Origin of the sequence: Conexibacter sp. CPCC 206217, assembly GCF_030646165.1 — a bacterium.
Lineage (GTDB): Bacteria > Actinomycetota > Thermoleophilia > Solirubrobacterales > Solirubrobacteraceae > Conexibacter.
Genome location: NZ_JAUTDO010000003.1, coordinates 155,599 through 176,470, shown reverse-complemented (window position 1 = coordinate 176,470; position 20,872 = coordinate 155,599). Strand labels below are relative to the sequence as shown.

The following is a 20,872-nucleotide window of genomic DNA, read 5'->3' as shown; positions in this document are numbered from 1 at the left end:
GGGTACTACCATCGGTTAGATCCGCCCCGAACCGAAAGGAGCCGTCATGCGTGCCACCTGGAACGGCGTCACCCTCGCCGAGAGCGACGACACGGTCGTCGTCGAGGGCAACCACTACTTCCCCGTCGAGTCGATCAGAAGCGATCTGTTCACGCCGAGCGACTCGCACACGGTCTGCCCGTGGAAGGGCACCGCGAGCTACTACGACGTGCAGGTCGACGGCGACACGAACGCCGACGCGGCGTGGTTCTACCCCGAGCCGAAGGACGCGGCGAAGGAGATCAAGGACCACGTCGCCTTCTGGAGAGGCGTCGAGGTCACGGCGTAGCCAGCGCGCGGCCTCTGAGCGGCGCGCGCCGCTCAGAGCGCGGCCGCAGCCGGCGGCGGCGCGCCGGCCTTCGGCAGCATGTCGCCGGGATCGTGCGCGAGGTCGTCGGCCAGCTTCGTGAGCAGCCCGGCCAACTCGTCGTGCTGCTCGGGCGACCAGCCCTCCAGCAGCTCCTCCAGCCGCTCTCTGCGCGCGGCCATCAGCCGCGCGTAGACGGCGTGACCGGCCTGCGTCAGCACCAGCGGGCTGGCGCCGAGCGCGTCGGCGTGGGCGCCGTCGCTGGCCCAGCCGGCGTCGTCGCCGCCGTCCAGCAGCGTCGGCGCGCTGTGCGCGCACTCCTCCACCAACTGCTCGACCTCCAGCTCCGCCAGCGCGACTCTCAGGCGCGCCCGCGCGACGCCGCAGTTGTCCTCCAACTGATCCAGCGTGACGGGCGCCTGCTCCGCGATCCGGCCCAGCAGCCAGACCGACGCGGGCGGCAGGTCGACGCCCGCGCGCGCCGCCAGCCGCTCGTAGATCCGTCTGCGCGTGTCGCGCCGCGCGAGCACGCTGACCGCGCGCGCGATCTCGTCGATCGAGGCGTCGCCCTTGGGGACCGCGAACGACTCGCCGAGCCCGTTCGTCGCGACCGTTCTGCGCAGCGGCACCTCGCGCAGCAGCCACGTCAGCGCGAACGCGATCAGCACGATCGGCAGCGCGACCAGGAAGACGGTCGAGAGCGCGTCGGCGTAGGCGCCCACGAACGGCACCTGGATCGCGGGCGGCAGCTGCTGGATCTGCGCGGGATCGATGCTGCCGGTGCCGCCCGTCAGCGCGCCCGGCTCACCGCCCGGGAACGCGTCGCCGATCGTCGTCGAGAGCCGGTTGCTGAAGATCGTGCCGAAGATCGCGACGCCGAACGAGCCGCCGATCGAGCGGAAGAAGGTCGCGCCGGCGGTTGCGACGCCGAGGTCTCTGTAGTCGACGGCGTTCTGGACCGCGAGCACGAGCACCTGCATCGTCATGCCGAGCCCGAGGCCGAGCACGAGCATGTAGGCCGAGCGCTGCAGCGTCGTCGTGCCGGCGTCCATCGTCGACAGCAGCGCGAAGCCGACCGCCATCAGCGCGGTCCCGACGATCGGGAACGGCTTGTAGCGACCGGTGCGCGCGATCACCTGCCCGCTCGCGATCGAGGTCGTCAGCAGGCCGACCATCAGCGGCACCAGCTCCAGGCCCGAGCCGGTCGGGCTGGCGCCGTTGACGACCTGCAGGAACAACGGCAGGAACGTGACCGCGCCGAACAGCCCGAAGCCGACGATGAAGCCGACGGCGCTGGCGACCGCGAAGACGCGGTTGGAGAACAGCTTCAGCGGCAGGATCGGCTCCTCCGCTCTGCGCTCGGCGAGCACGAACAGGACCGTCAGCACGAGTCCGCCGACGCCGAGCGCGATCGACTGCGGCGAGCCCCACGGCTGCGTCGAGCCGCCGAGGCTGAGGAACAAGATCAGGCAGCTGACGCCGGCCGTCATCAACGCGGTGCCGAGCCAGTCGATGCGGTGGCTGCGGCGCGCGGCGCTGGCCGGCAGCACCGCCGCGATCACGGCGAGCGCGATGAAGCCGATCGGGATGTTGATGTAGAAGATCCAGCGCCAGCTGAGGTGCTCGACGAAGAAGCCGCCGAGCAGCGGGCCGGCGACGCTCGCTATCCCGAAGACGGCGCCGAAGATGCCCTGGTAGCGGCCGCGCTCGCGCGGTGAGACGACGTCGCCGATGATCGCCTGCGCGCCGACGATCAGACCGCCTCCGCCGAGCCCCTGCAGCGCGCGGAAGAGGATCAGCTCCAGCATCGACTCGCTCAGCCCGCACAGCGCGGAGCCGATCAGGAAGATCACGATCGCGACCTGGAAGACGCGCTTGCGTCCGTAGAGGTCGCCGAGCTTGCCGTACAGCGGCGTCGAGGCGGTCGAGGCGAGCAGGTAGCCGGTCGTCACCCACGAGATGTGATCGAGACCGCCGAGGTCGCCGACGATCGTCGGCAGCGCGGTCGCGACGATCGTCTGGTCCAGCGCCGCCAGCAGCAGCGCGAGCATCAGGCCGCCGAAGACGGCGCGCACGCGCACCGAGCCGATCGGCGGTGCCGCGCCCTCCCCCGGTTGCCCCGCACCCGGGGCGGTCGCCGTGACGCTCATCCTTCCAGTCTTACCCATTTGAGGGTGGTTGGTGAGGTTTTCCGCTGGGCATCCGATAAAGGAGTTATGTATCGCCAGCCTTATCTCCGGCGCCGCCTGATCGCGGCGTTCGTGCTCTCCGGCCTTGCAGCCGTCGCGTTCGCGGCCGGCGTGAGCGTCGCGGGCGGCTCACCGGCGCGGGCGGACGCCGACTTCGTCCAGGACACGCTGACCCCGCGCGAAGCGGGCTGGCAGCCGGCGATAGCGTCGCGCTTCGACGACTACGGCCTGCCGCTGGCGTGCGGCGGCGTGCTGACGCCCGACATGCAGGGTGTCGCCTCGCGCACGCTGCCGTGCGGCACCGCCGTGACGATCGCCTATCGCGGGCGGCGCGTGACGGTGCCGGTGATCGACCGCGGCCCATACGTCGACGGGCGCACGTGGGACCTGACCGGCGCGACCGCGGAGGCGCTGCGCTTCCCCGGCCTCGCGACGGTCATGTGGCGTCGCTAGCGGGATTCTCAGGTGGCCCCGCGCCGCTCGGCCCGCTCTGCTCCGCCAGCCGCAGCGCGCTCGCCATCCTGCGCACGAATATGAGGCTCAGCAGGACCGTGCCGCCGCACACCAGCCACATCGCCTGGTAGCCCTCGGTGCCGTCGAACGGGCCGCGCAGCACCTCCACCGCGATGCCGGTCAGCAGCGGGCCGAGCATCGTGCCGACGCCGCGGCTGAGGCTGTAGAAGCCCGTCAGCGCGCCGTGCGAGCCGGCCGGCATGTGCGGCATCAGCAGCGCGTACGGCAGCGTCATCAGCGTGCCGCCGCCGAACGCCGCCAGCGGCGCGATCAGCACCAGCGGCAGCGTCGCGGTCGTGAACGCCGGCAGCAGCAGGCCGAGCCCGTAGACGATCAGCGTCACGCGCAGGATCTGCAGCTGGCCGTAGCGGTCCGCCAGGATCCCGCTGATGACCGCGCCGGCGAGCACGAAGACGGCCGCCGCGCCGACGATCAGCGCCGCGTCGCCGACCTCGAAGCCGAGACCGACCGTGACGTACAGCAGCACGAACGTCTTCAGCGCGCCCAGCGACGCCTCCCACAGCGCGTTCGCGGCCAGGTACGCCTGCAGGCCGCGACGCCCGGCGACGAGCGAGCGCAGCTCGCGCACCGCCGCGCCGAGCGGCTTGGGGTGCTCCGGCTCGTGCCATCTGCGCCCAGGCTCGTTCAGCATCGCGTGCAGGAACAGCGCCATCACGGCGAGCGTCAGCACGGCGGTGACGACGAACGGCAGCCACGCGGTCAGGTCGAACAGCAGGCCGCCGGCAACGAGCGCCAGGCCGGTCGCGGCGCCGCGCCAGATCGCCTGCACGCTCTGCGACTTGCCGGCGTTCTCGTCGGAGACGAGGTCGGGATAGAGCGCGCGGTAGGGCTCGTACGCGACGAAGTAGGCGGCGAAGAACAGCCACACCAACCCCAGCGCGATCACGAGCGAGTTCGCGAAGCCGATCAGCGCGAGCGAGATCGCCAGCGGCGGCGTCGCGACGATCAGGAACGGCAGCCGCCCGCCGATCGGCGACTTCAGCTGATCCGACCACGTCCCGACGACCAGCGGCAGCACCAGCGCCAGCAGCCCCTCGCTGCCGATCAGCACGCCGACGACGATCGAGTTGTCGGTGAAGTCCTGCGCGATCAGCGGCAGGTAGGTGGTGACGACCGTGATCGACAGCGCCAGCGCGAACGTCGGCAGCCCGAGCAGCCAGATCGCCCGCCGCTCGCGCTGCTGTGCGGATGTCGGGGTCGCGGCCACGCTCGGCCGTGGTCTACCCGCGGCCGAGCGCACCGATGCGAACTACCCGTGGTGCGGAGCGCCGTCGAGCAGCCCCTCACCACCTGAGAGCCTCCGTCGGCTACACGTTTAGTAGGACATAGACGACCGGCGGGTTGTCGATCAGCGTCCCGCTGACCGACAGAGACTGCTGGCATCTCGGCGCGGCACCCACGACGGGGAGCGCGTTGCCGAGCAGCGTTAGCGTCGCGCCGTTGGGGCTGAGACGGCCTAGCAGGGTCCCTCTGTATAGGCAGCCCGCGAGCGGACCGCCGGGCGAGATCTGGAAGTCTAGGATCCCGAACAGCAGCTCACCGGTGAGTAGGTCCGACGCTAGGTAGCTGATGTCCCAGCTCGTGGGCAGCGGCCCGATTATCCCGGCGCCTAGTCTCTCCGGCACGTTTAGGACCGCGATCGGGCAGTCGATCGCCGGCGTCGCTCTGAACGACGTGATCTGGCCGATTCTCGTTAGGCCGAACGGGTTTACCGGGACTAGCCCTCTGACGAAGGTCTTCGTCAGCTCGACCTGGCAGGTCAGGAACGCGGGGCCAACCGGGATTCTGATCGTCCCTCTCTGCGTCGTTAGGGCAGTGAATATCTGTATGCCTCTGGTTGTCGCCGAGGCGGAGCCGGCAGCGGCCAGCAACGCCGCCGCGGCGACGAGACATGTCACGACGTTCATTCGCATGTGGGTGTCCTCCCGAAGGCGCACACGCGCCTTCGTCGCGTTGGGGACACCGACCGGTCGGCGTCAGAGCGCAGACAGTCTAGATGTCGCAGAAGCTCCGATGCGCCACATTTCAGTCCTGCGTGGAGCACGCCACCGTCTACCCTCGATCACATGGCACTTCCACAGCGCAGACTCGGAACACAGGGCCTCGTCGTATCCGCCGAAGGGCTCGGGGCGATGGGCATGTCGGCCTTCTACGGCGCGATCGACGAGGACGAGGGGATCGCGACGATTCAGCGCGCGCTCGAGCTCGGCGTCACGCTGATCGACACCGCCGACATGTACGGCCCGCACACGAACGAGCGGCTCGTCGGCCGCGCGATCGCCGACCGCCGCGACCAGGTCGTGCTGGCGACGAAGTTCGGCAACGCGATCGAGCCGGACGGCAGACGCAGCGTCAAGGGCTCGCCCGAATACGTCCGCTCCGCCTGCGACGCGTCGTTGCAGCGGCTCGGCGTCGACTACATCGACCTCTACTACCAGCACCGCGTCGACAAGAACACGCCGATCGAGGAGACCGTCGGCGCGATGGCCGAGCTGGTGCAGGCCGGCAAGGTCAGATACCTCGGCCTCTCGGAGGCGTCGCCGGAGACGATCCGCCGCGCGCACGCCGTCCATCCGATCAGCGCGCTGCAGACCGAGTACTCGCTCTGGACGCGCGACCCCGAGGCGGAGATCCTGCCGACGGTGCGCGAGCTGGGGGTCGGCTTCGTCCCCTACTCCCCGCTCGGCCGCGGCTTCTTGACCGGCACGATCAGCTCCCCCGAGCAACTGGCGGAGAACGACTTCCGCCGCAGCAACCCCCGCTTCGCCGGCGACGCGCTGGACCACAACCTCGCGCTCGTGGAGCGCGTCAGGGAGATCGCCGACGAGAAGGGCGTCAAGCCCGGTCAGCTGGCGCTCGCATGGGTGCTCGCGCAGGGCGACGACATCGTGCCGATCCCCGGCACCAAGCGCCGCACCTACCTGGAAGAGAACGTCGCGGCGGTGCAGATCAAGCTCAGCGACGACGAGCTCGCGCGCCTCGACGCCGCGCTCCCGGCCGGCGCCGCCGCCGGCGAGCGCTACCTGGACATGTCGACGATCGACCGCTGACTCCAGACGACAGATCCCGCGCGCGGCCTGTCCTGACCGCGCGCGGGACCGATGATGCAGCGAATTACAGGCCTATCGGAGCTATGCTGTTTAGTAGTCTGTAGATGATCGGCGGGTTGTCGTTGAGTATGCCGTTGACGTTTATCTGCGGCGGGCATCTGCTCGGGTTGACGCCGAACAGCGGCAGCGGCGGGACGCCGAGGAAGCGTAGGGTCGTGCCGTTGGCACTGAGGCGGCCTAGCAACGTGCCGCGGTATAGGCAGTTGGTGAGCGGATCGATCGGGATCGAGACCTGGAAGTCTAGGATCCCGAACAGCAGCTCACCCGTGACTAGGTCCGACGATAGGAAGCTGACGTCCCAGCTCGTCGGTGTCGGTCCTATCGGCGGCGAGCCGCCTAGCTCCGGCGGCAGATTTAGGAACTTCGCCGCCCCCGGCACGTTTGGGCAGTTGATCTGCCCTGCCGCGACACGGCCGAGTCTCGTTAGCTGACTCGACGGTCTCACGAGTATTAGTCCCGTGAGCAGCTGCTTTCTCAACGTGACGTTGCAGTTGATGCCGTTGAACTGCAGATTGCCGATCTGCGTCGTTAGCGGCGTCTGGTTGAGTATTCCTATCGTCGTGGCCGAACTGGCTGCCGCTCCAAGTGCGAGCAGCAGCGCGACGGCCGCGAGGATCGCGACTGACTTGCGCATTCGATGTCCCCCAGTTGACGGGCCGCATGGGCCCATATCGATGTGGACACCGACCGGTCGGCGTCAAGACACCCGAAAGTGTAGCGACGCCGTCCGGCGCGTGCTCCAGCCCTGCGTCAGCCGTGGTGCGTCAGCTGAACTCGATGACGCTGCGGATGCCGTCCTGGTCGTGCATCAGGTCGAAGCCCTTGTTGACCTCGTCGAGCGTGATGCGGTGCGAGATGAACGGGTCGACGTCGATCTCGCCCGCCATCCAGCGGTCGATCAGGACGGGCACGTCGTCGCGGCCCTTCAGTCCGCCGAACGACGAGCCGGCGATCCGGCGGCCCTGGATCAGCCAGCGCGGGATCACCTCCAGGTACTCGCCTCTGCCGGCGACGCCCGCGACCGTGCACAGGCCCCAGCCCATCCGCGCCGCCTCGACGGCCTGTCTCATCACGCTGACGAGGCCGGTCGCCTCGAACGTGTAGTCGGCGCCGAAGCCGTCGGTCATGTCGAGGATCTGCTGGACCGTGTCCGGCCCGCCGACGAGCAGGTCGGTCGCGCCCTGGCCTCTGGCCAGCTCGAGGCGATCCTGCGACAGGTCGACGCAGACGACGCGCTCCGCGCCCGCCATCCGCGCGCCGGCGACGGCGCCGAGGCCGACCATGCCGGCGCCGAACACGACCGCCGTCGAGCCGGGCTCGACCTTCGCCGTTCTGAGCGCCGCGCCGAGCCCCGTCGAGAGGCCGCAGGCGAACAGCGCCGCGCCCTCCAGCGGCGCCTCGGGGTTGATCTTCGCGAGCGCGATCTCCGGCATCACCGTGTACTCGGCGAACGTGCTCGTGCCCATGAAGTGGCGCAGCTCGTCGCCGGCGCGCTTCAGCCGCGTCGTCCCGTCGGGCAGGTAGCCGGCGTTCTGCTGCGCGCGGATCTTCATGCAGAGGTTCGTCTTCGGGCTCTTGCAGTGGACGCACTCGCCGCACTGCGGCGAGAACAGCGTCACGACGTGATCGCCCGGCTTCACGAGCGTCACGTCCGCGCCGACCCGCTCGACGACGCCCGCGCCCTCGTGCCCGAGCACGCACGGCGCGTAGCCGGACGGGTCGGCGCCGCTGGCGGTGTACATGTCGGTGTGGCAGACGCCGCACGCGACCAGACGCACCAGGACCTCCTCGGGTCCCGGCTCGGTCAGCTCGACGGTCTGCACGACGAGCGGCTCGCCGAACTGCTCCAGCACTGCTGCGCGAATCTCCATGCAGCGCATCCTAGGACGTGGAAGCGACCGCGCGAAGGCTGGTCCGGCGCGCGTCTAACGCAAGCGATTTACAAGAAGACCCCGCTAAAGGCTCCGCTATGATCGGCCGCGTGACCGCCGACAACGAAGTCATCGACGCCGACCTCGTGGAGCGCCTGCGCGCTCGCGGTCAGCGGGTGACCTCGCAGCGGCTGGTGATCAACCGGATGCTGCGCTCGCGCGATCAGCACGTCACCGCGGAAGAGGTCCTCGGCGCCGTCACGCAGACGCTCCCGGGCACCTCGCTGCCGACCGTCTACGCGACGCTGGAGCTGTTCGAGCAGCTCGGGATCGTGCGGCGCGTCAACGCCGGCGGCGGCGCGGTCCTGTTCGACTCGCGCACGGTCGAGCACCATCACCTGATCTGCCGCACATGCGGCGCCGTGCAGGACGTCGACGCGAACGTCGAACTGGAGGCGGTCTTCGCGGCCGCACGCCGGTCCGGCTTCGCGCCCGACCGCGCCGCGCTCGTCGTTGACGGCGTCTGTGCAGACTGCGGCAGCAGCGCGTAGTACCCTCCGGCGTCGCAGTCGACCTCCGCAGCTTCTCGCGCGAACCGGTGTTTCAGCTTCCCGTGACCCGCACCCGCACACTCCTCACCGTCCTTGCGGCGCTCGCGTTCGCCGCGTTCGCGCTCGCGCCGGCGGCGCAGGCGAAGCCGATCAAGAGAGCCGGCTGGCTCAGAGGCGTCGATGTGACCGAGTACTACCCGGCGCCGGAGTGGTGGTTCATCGGCAAGAAGGTCGACACACCCGGGCTCGCGCGCAAGTCGCGCGTCGACTGGCTCTACTCCGCGACCGGGATGTCGATGGAGGGCGACGGGATCGGACTCGACGGCAATCGCTACCACATCGCCGGGCTCGGCTCCGGCGGCTGGGTGACCGATCGCGGCAAGTCGAGCACGCCCGGCCACAAGGGCTGGGCGGGCGGCTCGCCCTTCTGGCGTGCCGGCGCCTACTGGCTGTCGAAGTCGAAGTACGTCACCTTCCCGCTCGACGGCGGCGGCTGGTCCAACGGCGTCGGCGTCAAGTACAGGCCGCTGCCGGGCGTCACGTTCGGCGAGGGACCGTCGCGTGAGCTGAGCTACTACCGCTCCGTCGCGGTCGACCCGGACCTGATCCCGCTCGGCAGCAAGGTCTACATCGCCGCGTACCGCTCCAGCGCCGGCGGCGGCTGGTTCAGCGCCGACGACATAGGCGGCGCGATCATCGGCAGACACCTCGACGTCTACCGCACGCCGCCGGCGCGCGCCGACATCGGCGGCGGCTACCTGCAGGACCAGCGCGTCTACGTGCAGCCGCCCGGGTCGAAGGCGGCCAGCACCGCGCCGCCGCTGACGAAGCCGAGAAAGACGCCCGAGCCGGCACCGCCCGTGCCGCAGCCGGCGCCGATCCTGTCGGATCCGTCCGGCGGCGCAGAAGCGCCGTAGCGCACTAGACTCTTCGTCCTATGGCGAAGCAGCAGAAGCAGCGTCCGATGCGCATGGAGCAGCGCGGCTCCCTTGCCGCGATGCAACAGCTCGAGACGCGCACCGACGAGCAGCTCGAGTCCGAGACGAGATTCAAGGCCGCCGCGATGGCGATCCTCGGTGCGCGCGCCGCGGAGCGCTACGACGCGAAGGCGACGCGCGCCTACTACTCCAGAGCGATAGCCGCCGCGCGGCCGCAGGAGCGGATCCAGCTGCGCCGCATGGCGGAGGCCTCGATCGCGCTCGCCGAGCGCCGTGCCGGCGACCTCAAGCAGGCGATCACGAGACTCGGCCAGAGACCGCCGAGCAACCGCCAGCTGCTGATCCTGCAGTTCATGGGCCTGCTCGCGCCGCCGCCGGGCGCCTCGCTGCTGATCCGCGCGCGCGGCATCGCGATCGTGCTCGGCATCGTGATCGTGCTGCTGGCGCTCGGCTTCGGCATCGCCAAGCTGATCGCGCTGCCGTTCGGCGGCGTCGGCACGCTCGGCGGGCTGCTGCTCGGGATCATCGTGATCGTCGCGGTGCTCGGGATCATGGCGCTGCTGGGCAGACGCCGGCAGACGCGGGCACGAGCCAGAGCCGCGGCTCGCTAGGCAGGAGGCGCTCGCACCGTGTGCGGACGCTTCACGTTGGCCACGACGACGGCGGACGAGCTGCGCCATCGCTTTCCCCTGGGCGAGTCCGTCGAGATCGAGCAGCGCTTCAACGTCGCGCCCGGCGACCAGGTCGTGACGGTCGGGGTGCGCGAGGGCGTGGCGACGGGCCGGCTGCTGAGATGGGGGCTCGTGCCGCCGTGGGCGAGAGATCCCTCGATCGGCTACCGGCTGATCAACGCGAGAGCTGAGACGGTCGCCGAGAAGCCGGCCTTCCGCACCTCGTTCGCCAGACGCCGCTGCCTGATCGTCGCCGACGGCTTCTACGAGTGGCAGAGAGAAGTCGTGACGACGCCCGTGGCGCCCGGCGGGCGCAGACGTGGCAGAGCGTCGTCGTTGAAGCAGCCGTTCCACATCACGCGCGAGGACGGCGCGCCGTTCGCGTTCGCGGGACTGTGGACCGGCTGGAAGGACCCCGCGATCGAGGACGAGGACGCGGCCTGGCTGCGCACCTGCACGATCGTCACGACGGAGGCGAACGAGAAGATCCACGGCATCCACCCGCGGATGCCGGTGATGCTCGAAGCCGCCGACGAGGAGGTCTGGCTCGACCCCGAGTCGACGCCCGAGCGCCTGCGGGCGCTGCTGCACCCGCTCCCGCCGGCAGAGACTCACTTCCGCCCGGTCTCAAGAGCGGTCAACAACGCCAGATACGACGGGCCCGACTGCCTCGCCGACCCCGCGCCTGAGGACCTGAAGGCGTTCGCGGAGGCGGTCAACGCCGCGCACGCGGCGCCGACGGGCGAGCAGGACGGGTTGTTCTGACGACACTAGGCCCCGGCCGCCCGCCGCGCCTCGACGTGCGCGGCGTTCTCCAGCGCATCGTCCAGCGCCGGGAGCGGCTCGCTGCGGCCGAGCGCTCTGGCGATCAGCCAGTCGGCCAGCCAGGCGTTCTTCGGCAGCAGCGGGCCGTGCAGGTAGGTGCCGATCACGTTGTCGCGGCGGACGCCCTCGACGCCGCTCTCGCCGTCGTTGCCGTGGCCCTTCAGCACCCTGCCGAGCGGGGTCTCGCCCGCGCCCAGGCGCGTGCGGCCGCCGTGGTTCTCGAAGCCGGCGAGCACTCTCGGCCCCTCGCCGAGGTCGACCTCGATCGCGACGTTGCCGATCAGCCGCGGGCCGTCGCTGCGGACGGTCGTGAGGTCGACCAGGCCGACCCCGGGCAGCGTCTGATCGCCCATCTCGTACGAGTGGCCGAGCAGCTGGTAGCCGCCGCAGACGGCCAGCAGCGCCGCACCGCGCGCGGCGGCCGCGTGGATCCCCTCGCGCTTGACCTCGGCGAGGTCGAGCGCGCACAGCGCCTGGTCGCGATCCTGGCCGCCGCCGATGTAGAAGAGGTCGGCCGCGTCCGGGTCCAGCGGCTCGCCGAGGTCGCTCGCCGACAGCTCGAACCCGATCCCGCGCCACTCGCAGCGGCGCTGCAGCAGCAGCAGGTTGCCGCGGTCGGCGTAGATGTTCATCAGCTCCGGATAGAGCGCGCAGACGCGCAGGGTGTCACGGCCGCGCGCGGCAGCGACGGCGGTGCGCGGCGGCGTCTGCGGCTGCTCACCCACGCAACAACACCACCTCGGAGCCGACGTGCTCCTCCGTCTGCTCGACACTCGTGCGGCCGGCGTCGCGCAGGCCGGCGGCGACGCCCTCGGCCGTGAGCTGGTCGGCGGTGAGGACGTCGAGCACGATCGTGTCGCCCTCGGCCTCGCGTCTGCCGTCGGGCGAGACCCACTGGCGAATCCGCTCGATCGCGGTCCCGTCGTCGCCCGGCCGCACCGCGAGCGGCTGGCTGACGTAGACCCAGCCGTCCAGCTCGACGATGTCCGGCAGCGGCGGCTCGGTGTGCTCGGCGTCGAAGCCTTCGAGCGCGTCCGCGAGCGCGGCCGCCATCAGGCCGCCGGGCGCCAGATGCCGTCTGACGCTGCGCAGGAACGCGCCGCGGCCGTCGGGCCCACCGAACAGCTGCACGGTCTGCATCGGCGCGAGGATCAGCGGGAAGCGGCGCTCACCCAGCTCGAACGTGCGCGCGTCGCCGGCGACGGTCTCGATCCGCTCCCCCACCCCGGCGATCTCGGCGCGCGCGTCGAGCGCGTCGAGGAAGACCTGCTCGCGGTCGAGCGCGACGACCTCGAAGCCGGCCGCCGCGAGATCCAGCGCGACGCGGCCGGTGCCGGCGCCGAGGTCGAGCACCGGCCCGCCCTCGGCAGCGGCCAGAGCGCGCCACAGCGGCAGGTCGGCGTCGTAGGCGCCGCATTCGAGGTCGTGCCAGATCACTTCGCGCATCGCGTCGTCGTCGCCTCCTTCGCGTGCGGCGGCTGCGGGGTTCGGTTCATGCATCGGCTACCGCCAGTACTCCGGCGCCAGGCCGCGCTGCGACAGCAGGTCCTTCAAGGAAAGCAGGGCCGTGTAGGTCGGCAGCGCGAAGAGCGTGCCGTCGCCGTCGAGGCGGGCCTCGTCGAGCGCCGCCTCCAGCCCCGGCACGACGACGATCCGCTCGGGCGCGACGCCGGCGTACTTCAGCCGCAGCGCCAGTTCGGCGGCGCGCGTGCCGGAGCAGGTGACGCGGCGCAGGCGGCCGGCGAGCAGCTCGAAGTCGGCGTCCCACACCCACGAGATGTCGCGCCCGTCGGCGACGTTGTCGTTCAGCACGGCGAGCAGGTCGACCTGCTCCGGTTCGAGCGCGAGCGTGCGCAGCACCTCGTTCGCACCGGCCGGGTTCTTGATCAGCAGGATCGACATCTCGCGCCCGTCGAGTCTGATCGTCTCCGCGCGGCCGAACGCGGCCGCGACGTGCTCCAGCCCGGCGACGATCTCCGGCAGCGGGACGCCGAGCGAGTGCGCGAGCGCCGCGGCGGCGAGCGCGTTGTAGACGTTGTAGAGGCCCGGCAGCGGCAACTCGACCTCGACGACGCCGGCTGGCGTCGTGAGCGTGAAGTGCGCGCCGCGCGTGCCGCGCAGCGTCACCTGCGAGGCGATCACGCCCGGGTCGGGCCGGCGCTGGCCGCACTGCGGGCAGTGGTAGCGCCCGAGGTGGCCGAGGTAGACCGCGTCGTACTCGTAGGCGTGCCCGCATCTGCGGCAGTGCTTGGAGTCCGACGCGTGCTGCATCTGCGCGAGCGCCAGCGAGTCGTCCTCGACGCCGAAATATATGACGCGCGGCTGCTGGCGGCCGAGGTCGGCGACGAGCGGGTCGTCGGCGTTCAGCACCAGCTCGGTCGTGCGGCCGTGCACGGCGACGATCTCCGCCCAGCGGTCGGCGATCGTCTCCAGCTCGCCGTAGCGGTCGAGCTGGTCGCGGAAGAGGTTGCCGAGCAGCAGCTTGCGCGGGCGCAGCTCCGAGACGAGCTGGCCGAGCCAGAACTCGTCGACCTCGAACAGGCCGAGCTGGCCGTCGATCCCCTTTCCGCGCGCGGCGCCCATCAGCGTCGAGGCGATCCCGCCGGCCATGTTCGCGCCGGCGCGGTTGTGGACGAGGCGCGTGCCCCTGCGCTCCAGGATCGAGGCGACCATCGCGGCCGTGGTCGTCTTGCCGTTGGTCGCGGAGATCGCGATCGAGCCCTGCGGCAGCCGCCTCGCGAGCGCCCCGATCGCGTGCGGCTCCAGCTTCATCAGCACCTTGCCGGGCAGGCTGGTGCCGCCGCCGCGGCCGGCGCGGCGCGCGAGCGCGCCCACGGTGCGGGCGATCAGGAGCTTCGGGCCGAGCGTGCGCGACGCCATCAGGGGACGAGCATGCGAACGGCGCCCGGCAGCGTGCGGACCGTCGCCGGCAGCTCGGCGATCGGGTCGCCGTCGGCGTACAGCGTGAACGGGCGGTCGGCGGTGATCTCGACCTCGCGCCCGCGCCGCACGTCGACCTCGGGGTTGCGGACGTGGGTGCCTCTGAAGACCTTCGGCAGCTGCGTCACGAAGCGCACCTTCGAGACGCCGGTGATCGTGACGACGTCGAGCTGGCCGTCGTCGAGCTGCGCGCCGGGGGCGATGAACATCCCTCCACCGTAGGCGGGTCCGTTCGCGGCGGCGACCGAGTAGCCGCAGAACGCCTTCTGCTCGCCGTCGACCGTGACGACGAAGTTGGCCGGTCTCCAGCCGATCAGCGCGCGCACGGCGGCGTACGCGTAGGCGGCCTCGCCGGGGACCCTCGTCGCGTTGGCGATCCGGTTGGCGTCGGAGTCGAAGCCGCAGCTGGCGATCCCGGCGAAGCGTCTGCCGTCGACCTCGCCGAGGTCGATGCGGCGCTCGTGCGAGCGCTCGAAGACGGCGCACGCGGCGACCGGGGACTTGGGGATCCCGGCCGCGCGCGCGAAGTCGTTGCCGCGCCCGCCGGGCAGGACCGCCAGCAGTCCGTCGGTGCCGACGAGCGCCCCCGCGACCGCGCCGACGATCCCGTCGCCGCCGAACGCGCATGCGACCTCGCCGGCTTGCGCGGCGGCGCGCGCCAGCTCCCGCGCGTGCTCGATGTCCGTCGTGCGCTCGACGTGGTAGCCGACGTCGTGCACGCGCAGCCATCTCTCGACGCCTGGCAGCAGGCGCAGCATTCGGCCCCCGCCGGCGGCGGGGTTGACGATCAGGGCGACGTTGCGGTCCATTCGCCGCAGAACCCTACCCAGCCGCCCGGCCCCACCCGGCCGGCGGCAGCTCCGGCGGGTCGGGTGGCGCCTGCGGAGGCGCTGCCACGGGCGGCGGCTCGCCGAGGATCAGCTCGGCGAGATCGTGGGCGATCGCGACGGGGCGCGGGGGCTGCTCGGGGGGACGGGCGGGCGTTCCGCCGCGCTCGCCCGGCGCGCTTGCGGCTCCGGCCGCCTCCGCCTCCGCGCGCGTCGTCGCGCCGCTGAGGACGATCGCGCCGTCGAGGCCGGCGGCGTGGGCGCCGGCGAGGTCGACGTCGAGGCGATCGCCGACGACGAGCGCTCTGCCCGGTCCGAGCCGGTCCAGCGCGGTCAGGAAGATCTCCGGCTGCGGCTTGCCGACGGAGCTGGCGGTGCGGCCGGAGGCGTACTCCAGCGCGGCGACGAGCGCGCCGGTGCCGGGCCACATCCCGTCGGGCATCGGGAACGTGCGGTCGCGGCCGGCGGCGACGAAGTCCGCGCCGCCGAGCAGCGCCTGCGTCGCGATCTTCAGCTCCTCGAACGTGAGCGCGTCGTGCCCGGCGGCGACGACGACCTCGGCATGCGGCGCCTCCGGCATGCCGTTGACGACGCGCAGTCCGGCGTCGGAGACGTGGCGGAAGATCGCGGGCGTGCCGATCACGTAGGCGCTGGCGCGGCGAGCGCCGTGGCGGTCGGAGAGGTGGTGCTGCAGGGCGCCGCCGACGGTCACGACCTCCTCCAGCGAGGCGCGGAAGCCGAGCGCCCACAGCTTGCGGACGTACTCCTCGGCGCTCATGCGCGTGTCGTTGGTGACGAACGCGATCCGCTTGCCGCCGGAGCGCAGGGCCTCCAGCGCGCGGGGGGCGTCGCGCGTCGGCGTGCCGCCGACCCACACGCAGCCGTCGAGGTCGAGCAGCAGGTAGTCGTAGGCCCGCACGAGCGGGGTCAGGGTCGGGACAGTCTGGGTCACGCGTACCTCATTATCCTTCCCCGCCGTGCGCCACCTCCTCCCGCCCTCCCTCCTGGCCCTCGCAACCGCGCTCGCAGTCGTGCTCGGAGGTTGCGGATCCGGCTCCTCGACGACGACCGAGACGGTCCCGGTGGCATGCCGCAGAGTCCCGGCACCGGAGCCGCGCGGAGAGCCGAGACGCCGCAAGTCGACCGCGCTGCTGTCGGCCCAGGTCAGATGGACCGCGACGGTGGTGACCAACTGCGGCACGTTCGAGATCACGCTCGACGCGAGAGACTCCCCCAGGACGACCGGCTCGTTCGCGACCCTCGCCCGCGCCGGCTTCTACAACGGCCTCGACTTCCACCGCATCGCGAGAGACTTCGTGATCCAGGGCGGCGACCCGCTCGGCAACGGCATCGGCGGCCCCGGCTACACGATCGCCGAAGCCCCGCCGAGAGGCACGAGATACCTCCACGGCACCGTCGCGATGGCCAAGACCGCCACCGACCCCGACGGCACCTCCGGCAGCCAGTTCTTCATCGTCACCGGCGAAGACGCCAAGCTCCCCCCGCAATACGCCCTCCTCGGCCAGGTCACCGCCGGCATCGACGTCGTCGACGCGATCAACGACCAGCCGCTGGAGACCGGCGACCCGCAGGGCTCGGCGCCGGTCTCCCCGATCGTCATCGAGAGAATCACGATCTCGCGCAGCTGAGACGCGGCGCCGTCGGTCTCGGCTGATCAGGCGCGACCGCGCCCGTCGCTCCAAGCGCATGACGCCGCAGCTCGCCTGGTCCTCCTAGGATCACCGACGTGACCCTGACACTCATGCACAACCCCCACTGCCCTACCTCGGTGAACGCGCTGGATGCGCTCACCGACGCCGGTTACGACGTGACCGTGCGCAAGTACCTGCTCGTCGCCGAGCGGTTGTCCGAGGCCGAGGTGCGATCGCTCGCCGAGCGGCTGCAGGGCGATCCGGCCGACGCGCTGATCCGGCGCGACAAGAGGTACAGAGACCTTGGGCTCGCGGCCGACGGGCTGGGGCTGGACGAGGTCGTTGCGATCCTCGTCGAGCATCCGGCGCTGCTGCAGCGGCCGATCCTCGACGACGGCACCAACGTCGTGATCGGGCGCCCGCGCGAGCGGCAGCGGGCGTGGGCGGCAACGGGGAGAGCGGTCGTCAGCGAGCCGTCGTGAGACCCGCGTCCCCACCGCCGCGTGCGTCCAGCGCCCGCACGAGCGGCGACTGGTAGATCGTGCGCACCACGTCGCCGGCCAGCCAGTCGGTGAGGCGCTCGGCGGCTGCCGCCAGCGCCTGCTCGGCGGCCGCTGGGATCGGCTCGGCGGGGACGACGACCACGGCGCCGTCGTCGGTCTGGGTCCAGCCGCCGACGATCCGGCCGTCCCACCACGCCGTCGGGCCGGCGTTGCCGTTGCGGTCGACGATCCGCGCGGCGTGCTCGCCGAGGTAGAAGCCGCGCGCCTTCCAGCCCATCGTCGTCGGGTCCAGCGCGGGCAGCAGCGCGGCCCACGGCGCGGGCGCGACGACCTCCTCCGTGTCGAGCGGGTGCAGCCACGCCGGGCTGCCGTCGGCGAGCTGCACCGCGACGGCGCCGACGTCGGCCAGCGCACGCCGCACCGCGCCCTTCGTCGCGCCGAGCCACCAGACGACGTCGGCCTCGGTGCCGGGACCGAAGCGCGCGAGCCAGCGCGCGACCAGCTCCGCGTAGCCCGCCCGCTCGTCGAGCATCGCGAGGGGCGCGCCGAGCCACTCCTCGGTCGCGGTCCAGAACGGTCGCGAGACCTTCCAGCCCGCATCGTTGCGCCCGCGCACGATCGCCCCGCCGGCGGCCAGCGTCGCCAGCACGCGCGGCGCGATCGGGACCTCCCCGCCCCATCTTCTGCCCGGCGCCGTCACCAGGCGCAGGTCGAGCGCCGGGATCGCCGCGCGCAGCTGCGCCGTCGTCGCGGGCTGGTCTCGCACCTCTGCGAGGACGGCCGCGCACGCGTCTCGCACCCACGCCTCCCCGTCCTCCGCGAGCCCGTTCGCCCGCACCTCCTTCGCCAGCCGGGCGGCGAGCTGCGCGGCCACCCGCGCCGACGCGCTCCCGCGCGCCGCCGGGAGGAGGTCGCGCGGGAAGGCGAAGACGGTCCGGCGCATCGCGAGCTGCCGCACGACCGTGCGGTCCTCGTAGAGCGCACGATCGATCTGCTCGCGCGCCGCGCCGCTGCGGGCGAACGCCGACAGGTGCACGTTCGCCGGCTCCGTCGCATGCAGACAGACGACGGCCGCGACCGCTTCCTCCACAGACGCAGTCGGGGCGGCGAGCGCGTGGCGGACGCCGAGGCGGGCGCGGCGTTCGTCGTCGCTGATCAGGCGCATGCCGGCATCGTCTCATCAGGCGGATGCCGTGGTAGAGCCGAAAGCCGAACGTCGCGACCAGCCCGCCCGTCAGCGCACCTGCACCGCGAACGTCTGCGACTTCGCGCCGGCTCTCACGACGACGCGGTAGCGGCCGGGGCTGAGGGTGCGGCGGCCGAGTCTCGCGATCGTGCGGGTGCTTCTGCCTCTTCTGCCTCTCAGCGTGACCTTGCCGAGCGGTCTGCGCGCTCCTCTGCGGGTGACGGTGATCGTGATCGTCGTCGCGCGGCGCAGGGCGAACGTGAGCGTGAAGCGCCGTCTGCCGGCTCTCACGCTCGCGCTGCTGAGCGCCGGCGGCGGGCCGGCCGCTCTTCTTCTCGGTCTCGGGCCGACCACGGGCGGCTGCGGCGCGGGCGGCACCGGCGCCGGCGCGGCGGCCCGATCGACCGACTCGCACGCCTGGAAGCCGTCCTGCGCGACCGTGTCGATCGCGTCGACCTGGGCGCTGTCGGCGCCGGAGCCGCAGTTGACCGCGTCGCCCTCGCCGTCGCGCGCGAACAGCTGGTCGTTGCCGGCGGAGCAGCCGTAGGCGGAGCAGGAGCTGTAGTCGCCGTAGAGGCTGTCGAGGCCCGGTCCGCCGTCGACGCGGTCGTCGCCGTCGCCGCCGTAGAGCGTGTCGTTGCCGGCCTCGCCGAACAGCTGGTCGGCGCCGGAGCTGCCGGTCAGCTCGTCGTTGCCCCCGCCGCCGCGGGCGACGTCGTCTCCCCCGGCGCCGTCGAAGACGTCGTTGCCGGGCGTGCCGACGTACGTGTCGTTGCCCGGCGTAGCCGTGATCTTCTCGAGGTCGGAGTGGTAGTTGTCGCCCTCGCCCGGCGTGCCGTCGTTGGCGACGTCGTCGAGCACGATCGCGACCCCGCCCGCGTGGCTGAACATCTGCAGCTCGTCGAAGCCTGGTCCGCCGCGGATGTCGTCGGCGCCGGGGTCCGCGTCGTCGCCGCCGAACGAATCGTTGCCGGCGCCGCCGTCCTGCAGGTCGTTGCCGGCATCGCCGCGGAATCTGTCGTCGCCGTCGCCGCCCAGGAGCTGGTCGTTGCCGTCCTGGCCCCAGAGCTGGTCGTTGCCAGGGCCGCCCTGCAGCACGTCGTCGCCGCCGTCGCCGCGCAGCTGGTCGTCGCCCCCGCCGCCGTCGAAGTGGTCCGGACCGGGACCGCCTATGAACATGTCCGAAGCGCTGCCGCCGGTCACGGTCGCGAGCTGGTCGGCCGGGCAGCCGTCCGGTCGCGAGAAGTTGCCGGGGCCGTCGCCGAGGCTCGCGGTGATCGACGGCATGCAGACGTTCTCCAGCATGAGTCTGTCGGCGCCGCCCTGGTAGTTGGCTTGCAGGGCCGTGGCCGCGCCCGGGCAGTGGAAGTAGGTCGAGCCGAGCGCGGGGACGTACTCCTCGGTGCAGCTGCTCGCGTTCACGACGCCGCTCGAGTTGCGGACCGTGACCGTGCCGTCGAAGCTGTCGAAGGCGACGTAGGTGATGTTGTCCCCCGTGCCCTGGATCCCGATCGTCGTGCCGCTGTACGTGAGCGTGATGACGGCCGAGGCGTTCGGTGCGACGACGAGCGAGCCGACGAGCACCATCAGGACGAGCAGAGATCGGAGCATCACGCGATCGTAGGATCGCCCGACGGCCATCCGCATCAGGGAAACCACGGGCGTGCAGCCAGCCGCCGGGCGGCCGCACGACCGGTCTCAGGGCAGCAACTGGAGCGCCCGCGGCGCCGCCTGCGCGCGCAGGCGCGAGACGTCGCGGCCCGGCGGCGCGCCGAACTGGCGGCGGTACTCGCGGCTGAACTGCGACGCGCTGTCGTACCCGACCGCGTAGCCGGCGCCGGCGACGTCGTCGGGGTTGGCGATCAACTGCAGGCGCGCTTCCTGCAGGCGGATCCGCTTCTGGAACTGGATCGGGCTCATCGCCGTGATCGCCCGGAAGTTGCGATGGAAGGCGGAGACGCTCATGCCGGCCTGGCGCGCCAGGTCCTCGACGCGAAACGACTCCGCGTGATGATCGCGGATCCAGCCGATCGCGCGGCTGACGTGCGAGAGGCTGCTGTCGGTGAGGCCGAGCTGCCGGACCGTCGCGCCCTGCTCGCCGGTCATCAGTCGCCACAGGATCTCGCGTTCGGCCAGCGGCGCGAGGATCGGCAGGTCGGCCGGCCGGTCGAGCAGCCGCAGCAGCCGCACGACCGCGTCGAGCAGCTCCGGGGACGCGTCGCTGACGGTGAGACCGGGCGGCGCCACGGGGCGCCGGGCGCGCCGGATCGCCTCGCCGCCGACCGCCGCATCCGACGTGAGGCGACCGCCGAGCGCGCCCGCTCCGTCCCCCTCCCCCGCCTCCAACAGCAGCGACGCGATCGTGGACGGTCTCAGGATCAGGCCGAACCCGAGCGCCGGCTCGGACGGGCTCGCCTCGCTGAAGTGGCCGGTGATCGGCAGGTCGACGGACGCCACCAGGTACTGGCCTGCGCGGTACTCGTGGACGCGGTCGCCGAGCGCGAGGCGCTTCGCGCCCTGGGCGATCAACGCCATCACGAGGCCGGTCGTCGACGCCTCGGGCGCCGTCGGCCGCGACACCGACGAGACGAGCACCCCCTCGATCGCGGTCCGCCAGCCGTGTTGCGCATGGCGGGCGATCAGGGTGCGCAGTTCCTCCAGCAGCATCGGCCGATCAAAGCACTCGGCCGGTCTGCCGGCAAGCCGATTCCCGAGGTCTCTGGCGACCG

The 20,872-nt window shown here is 71.9% G+C and carries 22 protein-coding genes; 9 read left to right on the top strand and 13 right to left on the bottom strand.

Annotated elements, in window-relative coordinates:
• Positions 1-46: 46 nt before the first annotated feature.
• Complete coding sequence (locus Q7L65_RS09170; protein WP_304720594.1) at positions 47-328, top strand: DUF427 domain-containing protein; 282 nt, start codon at positions 47-49, stop codon at positions 326-328.
• Positions 329-360: 32 nt separating this feature from the next.
• Here the strand turns inward: Q7L65_RS09170 and Q7L65_RS09165 are convergent, their stop codons facing one another.
• The gene (locus tag Q7L65_RS09165; protein ID WP_304720593.1) at positions 361-2,496 is read right to left on the bottom strand and encodes an MDR family MFS transporter; all 2,136 of its coding nucleotides are present in this window, start codon (positions 2,494-2,496) and stop codon (positions 361-363) included.
• 66 nt (positions 2,497-2,562) lie between these two features.
• Between Q7L65_RS09165 and Q7L65_RS09160 the strand changes: the two genes are divergently transcribed.
• A complete protein-coding gene (locus Q7L65_RS09160) occupies positions 2,563-2,988 on the top strand; it encodes a septal ring lytic transglycosylase RlpA family protein (protein ID WP_304720592.1) in 426 nt (141 codons plus the stop codon).
• On the opposite strand, the gene Q7L65_RS09155 is transcribed toward Q7L65_RS09160, so the two are convergent.
• The gene (locus Q7L65_RS09155; protein WP_304720591.1) at positions 2,972-4,276 is read right to left on the bottom strand and encodes an MFS transporter; all 1,305 of its coding nucleotides are present in this window, start codon (positions 4,274-4,276) and stop codon (positions 2,972-2,974) included. The two genes, Q7L65_RS09160 and Q7L65_RS09155, sit on opposite strands and share 17 nt — an antisense overlap.
• Positions 4,277-4,376: 100 nt before the next feature.
• Positions 4,377-4,982 carry a hypothetical protein gene (locus Q7L65_RS09150; protein WP_304720589.1) on the bottom strand — a complete coding sequence of 202 codons (606 nt, stop codon included), beginning with the start codon at positions 4,980-4,982 and terminating at the stop codon, positions 4,377-4,379.
• 153 nt (positions 4,983-5,135) lie between these two features.
• Between Q7L65_RS09150 and Q7L65_RS09145 the strand changes: the two genes are divergently transcribed.
• Positions 5,136-6,119, top strand: coding sequence for an aldo/keto reductase (locus Q7L65_RS09145; protein ID WP_304720587.1), 984 nt, complete (start codon positions 5,136-5,138; stop codon positions 6,117-6,119).
• Between the two features lie 64 nt (positions 6,120-6,183).
• Here Q7L65_RS09145 and Q7L65_RS09140 read toward each other — a convergent pair whose 3' ends face one another.
• Positions 6,184-6,813 carry a hypothetical protein gene (locus tag Q7L65_RS09140; protein ID WP_304720586.1) on the bottom strand — a complete coding sequence of 210 codons (630 nt, stop codon included), beginning with the start codon at positions 6,811-6,813 and terminating at the stop codon, positions 6,184-6,186.
• A gap of 130 nt (positions 6,814-6,943) precedes the next feature.
• Positions 6,944-8,050 carry an alcohol dehydrogenase catalytic domain-containing protein gene (locus Q7L65_RS09135; protein ID WP_304720584.1) on the bottom strand — a complete coding sequence of 369 codons (1,107 nt, stop codon included), beginning with the start codon at positions 8,048-8,050 and terminating at the stop codon, positions 6,944-6,946.
• Between the two features lie 110 nt (positions 8,051-8,160).
• Here Q7L65_RS09135 and Q7L65_RS09130 point away from each other — a divergent pair, with 110 nt between their 5' ends.
• The 4 genes from Q7L65_RS09130 to Q7L65_RS09115 all read left to right on the top strand — a co-directional run bounded on the left by Q7L65_RS09130 (position 8,161) and on the right by Q7L65_RS09115 (position 10,975).
• On the top strand, positions 8,161-8,601 hold the full coding sequence (locus tag Q7L65_RS09130) for a Fur family transcriptional regulator (RefSeq protein ID WP_304720583.1): 441 nt from the start codon (positions 8,161-8,163) through the stop codon (positions 8,599-8,601).
• Between the two features lie 62 nt (positions 8,602-8,663).
• Positions 8,664-9,518, top strand: coding sequence for a 3D domain-containing protein (locus Q7L65_RS09125; protein ID WP_304720582.1), 855 nt, complete (start codon positions 8,664-8,666; stop codon positions 9,516-9,518).
• Positions 9,519-9,538: 20 nt separating this feature from the next.
• Complete coding sequence (locus Q7L65_RS09120; protein WP_304720580.1) at positions 9,539-10,150, top strand: hypothetical protein; 612 nt, start codon at positions 9,539-9,541, stop codon at positions 10,148-10,150.
• A gap of 18 nt (positions 10,151-10,168) precedes the next feature.
• The gene (locus Q7L65_RS09115) at positions 10,169-10,975 is read left to right on the top strand and encodes an SOS response-associated peptidase (protein ID WP_304720579.1); all 807 of its coding nucleotides are present in this window, start codon (positions 10,169-10,171) and stop codon (positions 10,973-10,975) included.
• Between the two features lie 5 nt (positions 10,976-10,980).
• On the opposite strand, the gene Q7L65_RS09110 is transcribed toward Q7L65_RS09115, so the two are convergent.
• Genes Q7L65_RS09110 through Q7L65_RS09090 form a run of 5 tightly spaced genes read right to left on the bottom strand, consistent with a single transcriptional unit; the run spans position 10,981 to position 15,754 of the window.
• Entirely contained in the window at positions 10,981-11,760 is a 780-nt protein-coding gene (locus Q7L65_RS09110) for a type 1 glutamine amidotransferase (RefSeq protein WP_304720577.1), read from the bottom strand.
• Positions 11,753-12,481, bottom strand: a complete 729-nt coding sequence (locus tag Q7L65_RS09105) for a class I SAM-dependent methyltransferase (RefSeq protein ID WP_304720575.1) — start codon at positions 12,479-12,481, stop codon at positions 11,753-11,755. The genes Q7L65_RS09110 and Q7L65_RS09105 overlap by 8 nt, the downstream gene beginning before the upstream one ends.
• 57 nt (positions 12,482-12,538) lie before the next feature.
• Positions 12,539-13,915 (bottom strand): Mur ligase family protein, encoded by a 1,377-nt coding sequence (locus Q7L65_RS09100; protein WP_304720574.1) that lies wholly within the window; start codon positions 13,913-13,915, stop codon positions 12,539-12,541.
• Positions 13,915-14,784 carry a diacylglycerol kinase family protein gene (locus tag Q7L65_RS09095; RefSeq protein ID WP_304720572.1) on the bottom strand — a complete coding sequence of 290 codons (870 nt, stop codon included), beginning with the start codon at positions 14,782-14,784 and terminating at the stop codon, positions 13,915-13,917. The genes Q7L65_RS09100 and Q7L65_RS09095 overlap by 1 nt, the downstream gene beginning before the upstream one ends.
• Positions 14,785-14,797: 13 nt before the next feature.
• Positions 14,798-15,754: an HAD-IIA family hydrolase gene (locus Q7L65_RS09090; RefSeq protein WP_304720570.1), complete on the bottom strand. Its 957-nt coding sequence runs from the start codon at positions 15,752-15,754 to the stop codon at positions 14,798-14,800.
• 25 nt (positions 15,755-15,779) lie between these two features.
• Here Q7L65_RS09090 and Q7L65_RS09085 point away from each other — a divergent pair, with 25 nt between their 5' ends.
• Positions 15,780-16,451: a peptidylprolyl isomerase gene (locus Q7L65_RS09085; RefSeq protein ID WP_304720568.1), complete on the top strand. Its 672-nt coding sequence runs from the start codon at positions 15,780-15,782 to the stop codon at positions 16,449-16,451.
• 98 nt (positions 16,452-16,549) lie between these two features.
• Positions 16,550-16,936, top strand: a complete 387-nt coding sequence (locus Q7L65_RS09080; protein WP_304720566.1) for an arsenate reductase family protein — start codon at positions 16,550-16,552, stop codon at positions 16,934-16,936.
• On the opposite strand, the gene Q7L65_RS09075 is transcribed toward Q7L65_RS09080, so the two are convergent.
• From Q7L65_RS09075 to Q7L65_RS09065, 3 genes are all read right to left on the bottom strand, one after another.
• Positions 16,920-18,122: a winged helix DNA-binding domain-containing protein gene (locus Q7L65_RS09075; protein ID WP_304720564.1), complete on the bottom strand. Its 1,203-nt coding sequence runs from the start codon at positions 18,120-18,122 to the stop codon at positions 16,920-16,922. The two genes, Q7L65_RS09080 and Q7L65_RS09075, sit on opposite strands and share 17 nt — an antisense overlap.
• Before the next feature lie 69 nt (positions 18,123-18,191).
• Positions 18,192-19,754, bottom strand: a complete 1,563-nt coding sequence (locus tag Q7L65_RS09070; protein ID WP_304720562.1) for a calcium-binding protein — start codon at positions 19,752-19,754, stop codon at positions 18,192-18,194.
• An 87-nt stretch (positions 19,755-19,841) separates the two neighbouring features.
• A complete protein-coding gene (locus tag Q7L65_RS09065; RefSeq protein WP_304720561.1) occupies positions 19,842-20,810 on the bottom strand; it encodes an AraC family transcriptional regulator in 969 nt (322 codons plus the stop codon).
• Between the last annotated feature and the right edge of the window lie 62 nt (positions 20,811-20,872).

Coding starts and splice junctions, on each gene's coding strand:
- Q7L65_RS09170 (WP_304720594.1), top strand. CDS start 47: ATGCGTGCCACCTGGAACGGCGTCACCCTCGCCGAGAGCGACGACACG.
- Q7L65_RS09165 (WP_304720593.1), bottom strand. CDS start 2,496: ATGAGCGTCACGGCGACCGCCCCGGGTGCGGGGCAACCGGGGGAGGGC.
- Q7L65_RS09160 (WP_304720592.1), top strand. CDS start 2,563: ATGTATCGCCAGCCTTATCTCCGGCGCCGCCTGATCGCGGCGTTCGTG.
- Q7L65_RS09150 (WP_304720589.1), bottom strand. CDS start 4,982: ATGCGAATGAACGTCGTGACATGTCTCGTCGCCGCGGCGGCGTTGCTG.
- Q7L65_RS09145 (WP_304720587.1), top strand. CDS start 5,136: ATGGCACTTCCACAGCGCAGACTCGGAACACAGGGCCTCGTCGTATCC.
- Q7L65_RS09140 (WP_304720586.1), bottom strand. CDS start 6,813: ATGCGCAAGTCAGTCGCGATCCTCGCGGCCGTCGCGCTGCTGCTCGCA.
- Q7L65_RS09135 (WP_304720584.1), bottom strand. CDS start 8,050: ATGGAGATTCGCGCAGCAGTGCTGGAGCAGTTCGGCGAGCCGCTCGTC.
- Q7L65_RS09120 (WP_304720580.1), top strand. CDS start 9,539: ATGGCGAAGCAGCAGAAGCAGCGTCCGATGCGCATGGAGCAGCGCGGC.
- Q7L65_RS09105 (WP_304720575.1), bottom strand. CDS start 12,481: ATGCGCGAAGTGATCTGGCACGACCTCGAATGCGGCGCCTACGACGCC.
- Q7L65_RS09100 (WP_304720574.1), bottom strand. CDS start 13,915: ATGGCGTCGCGCACGCTCGGCCCGAAGCTCCTGATCGCCCGCACCGTG.
- Q7L65_RS09095 (WP_304720572.1), bottom strand. CDS start 14,784: ATGGACCGCAACGTCGCCCTGATCGTCAACCCCGCCGCCGGCGGGGGC.
- Q7L65_RS09075 (WP_304720564.1), bottom strand. CDS start 18,122: ATGCGCCTGATCAGCGACGACGAACGCCGCGCCCGCCTCGGCGTCCGC.
- Q7L65_RS09070 (WP_304720562.1), bottom strand. CDS start 19,754: ATGCTCCGATCTCTGCTCGTCCTGATGGTGCTCGTCGGCTCGCTCGTC.
- Q7L65_RS09065 (WP_304720561.1), bottom strand. CDS start 20,810: ATGCTGCTGGAGGAACTGCGCACCCTGATCGCCCGCCATGCGCAACAC.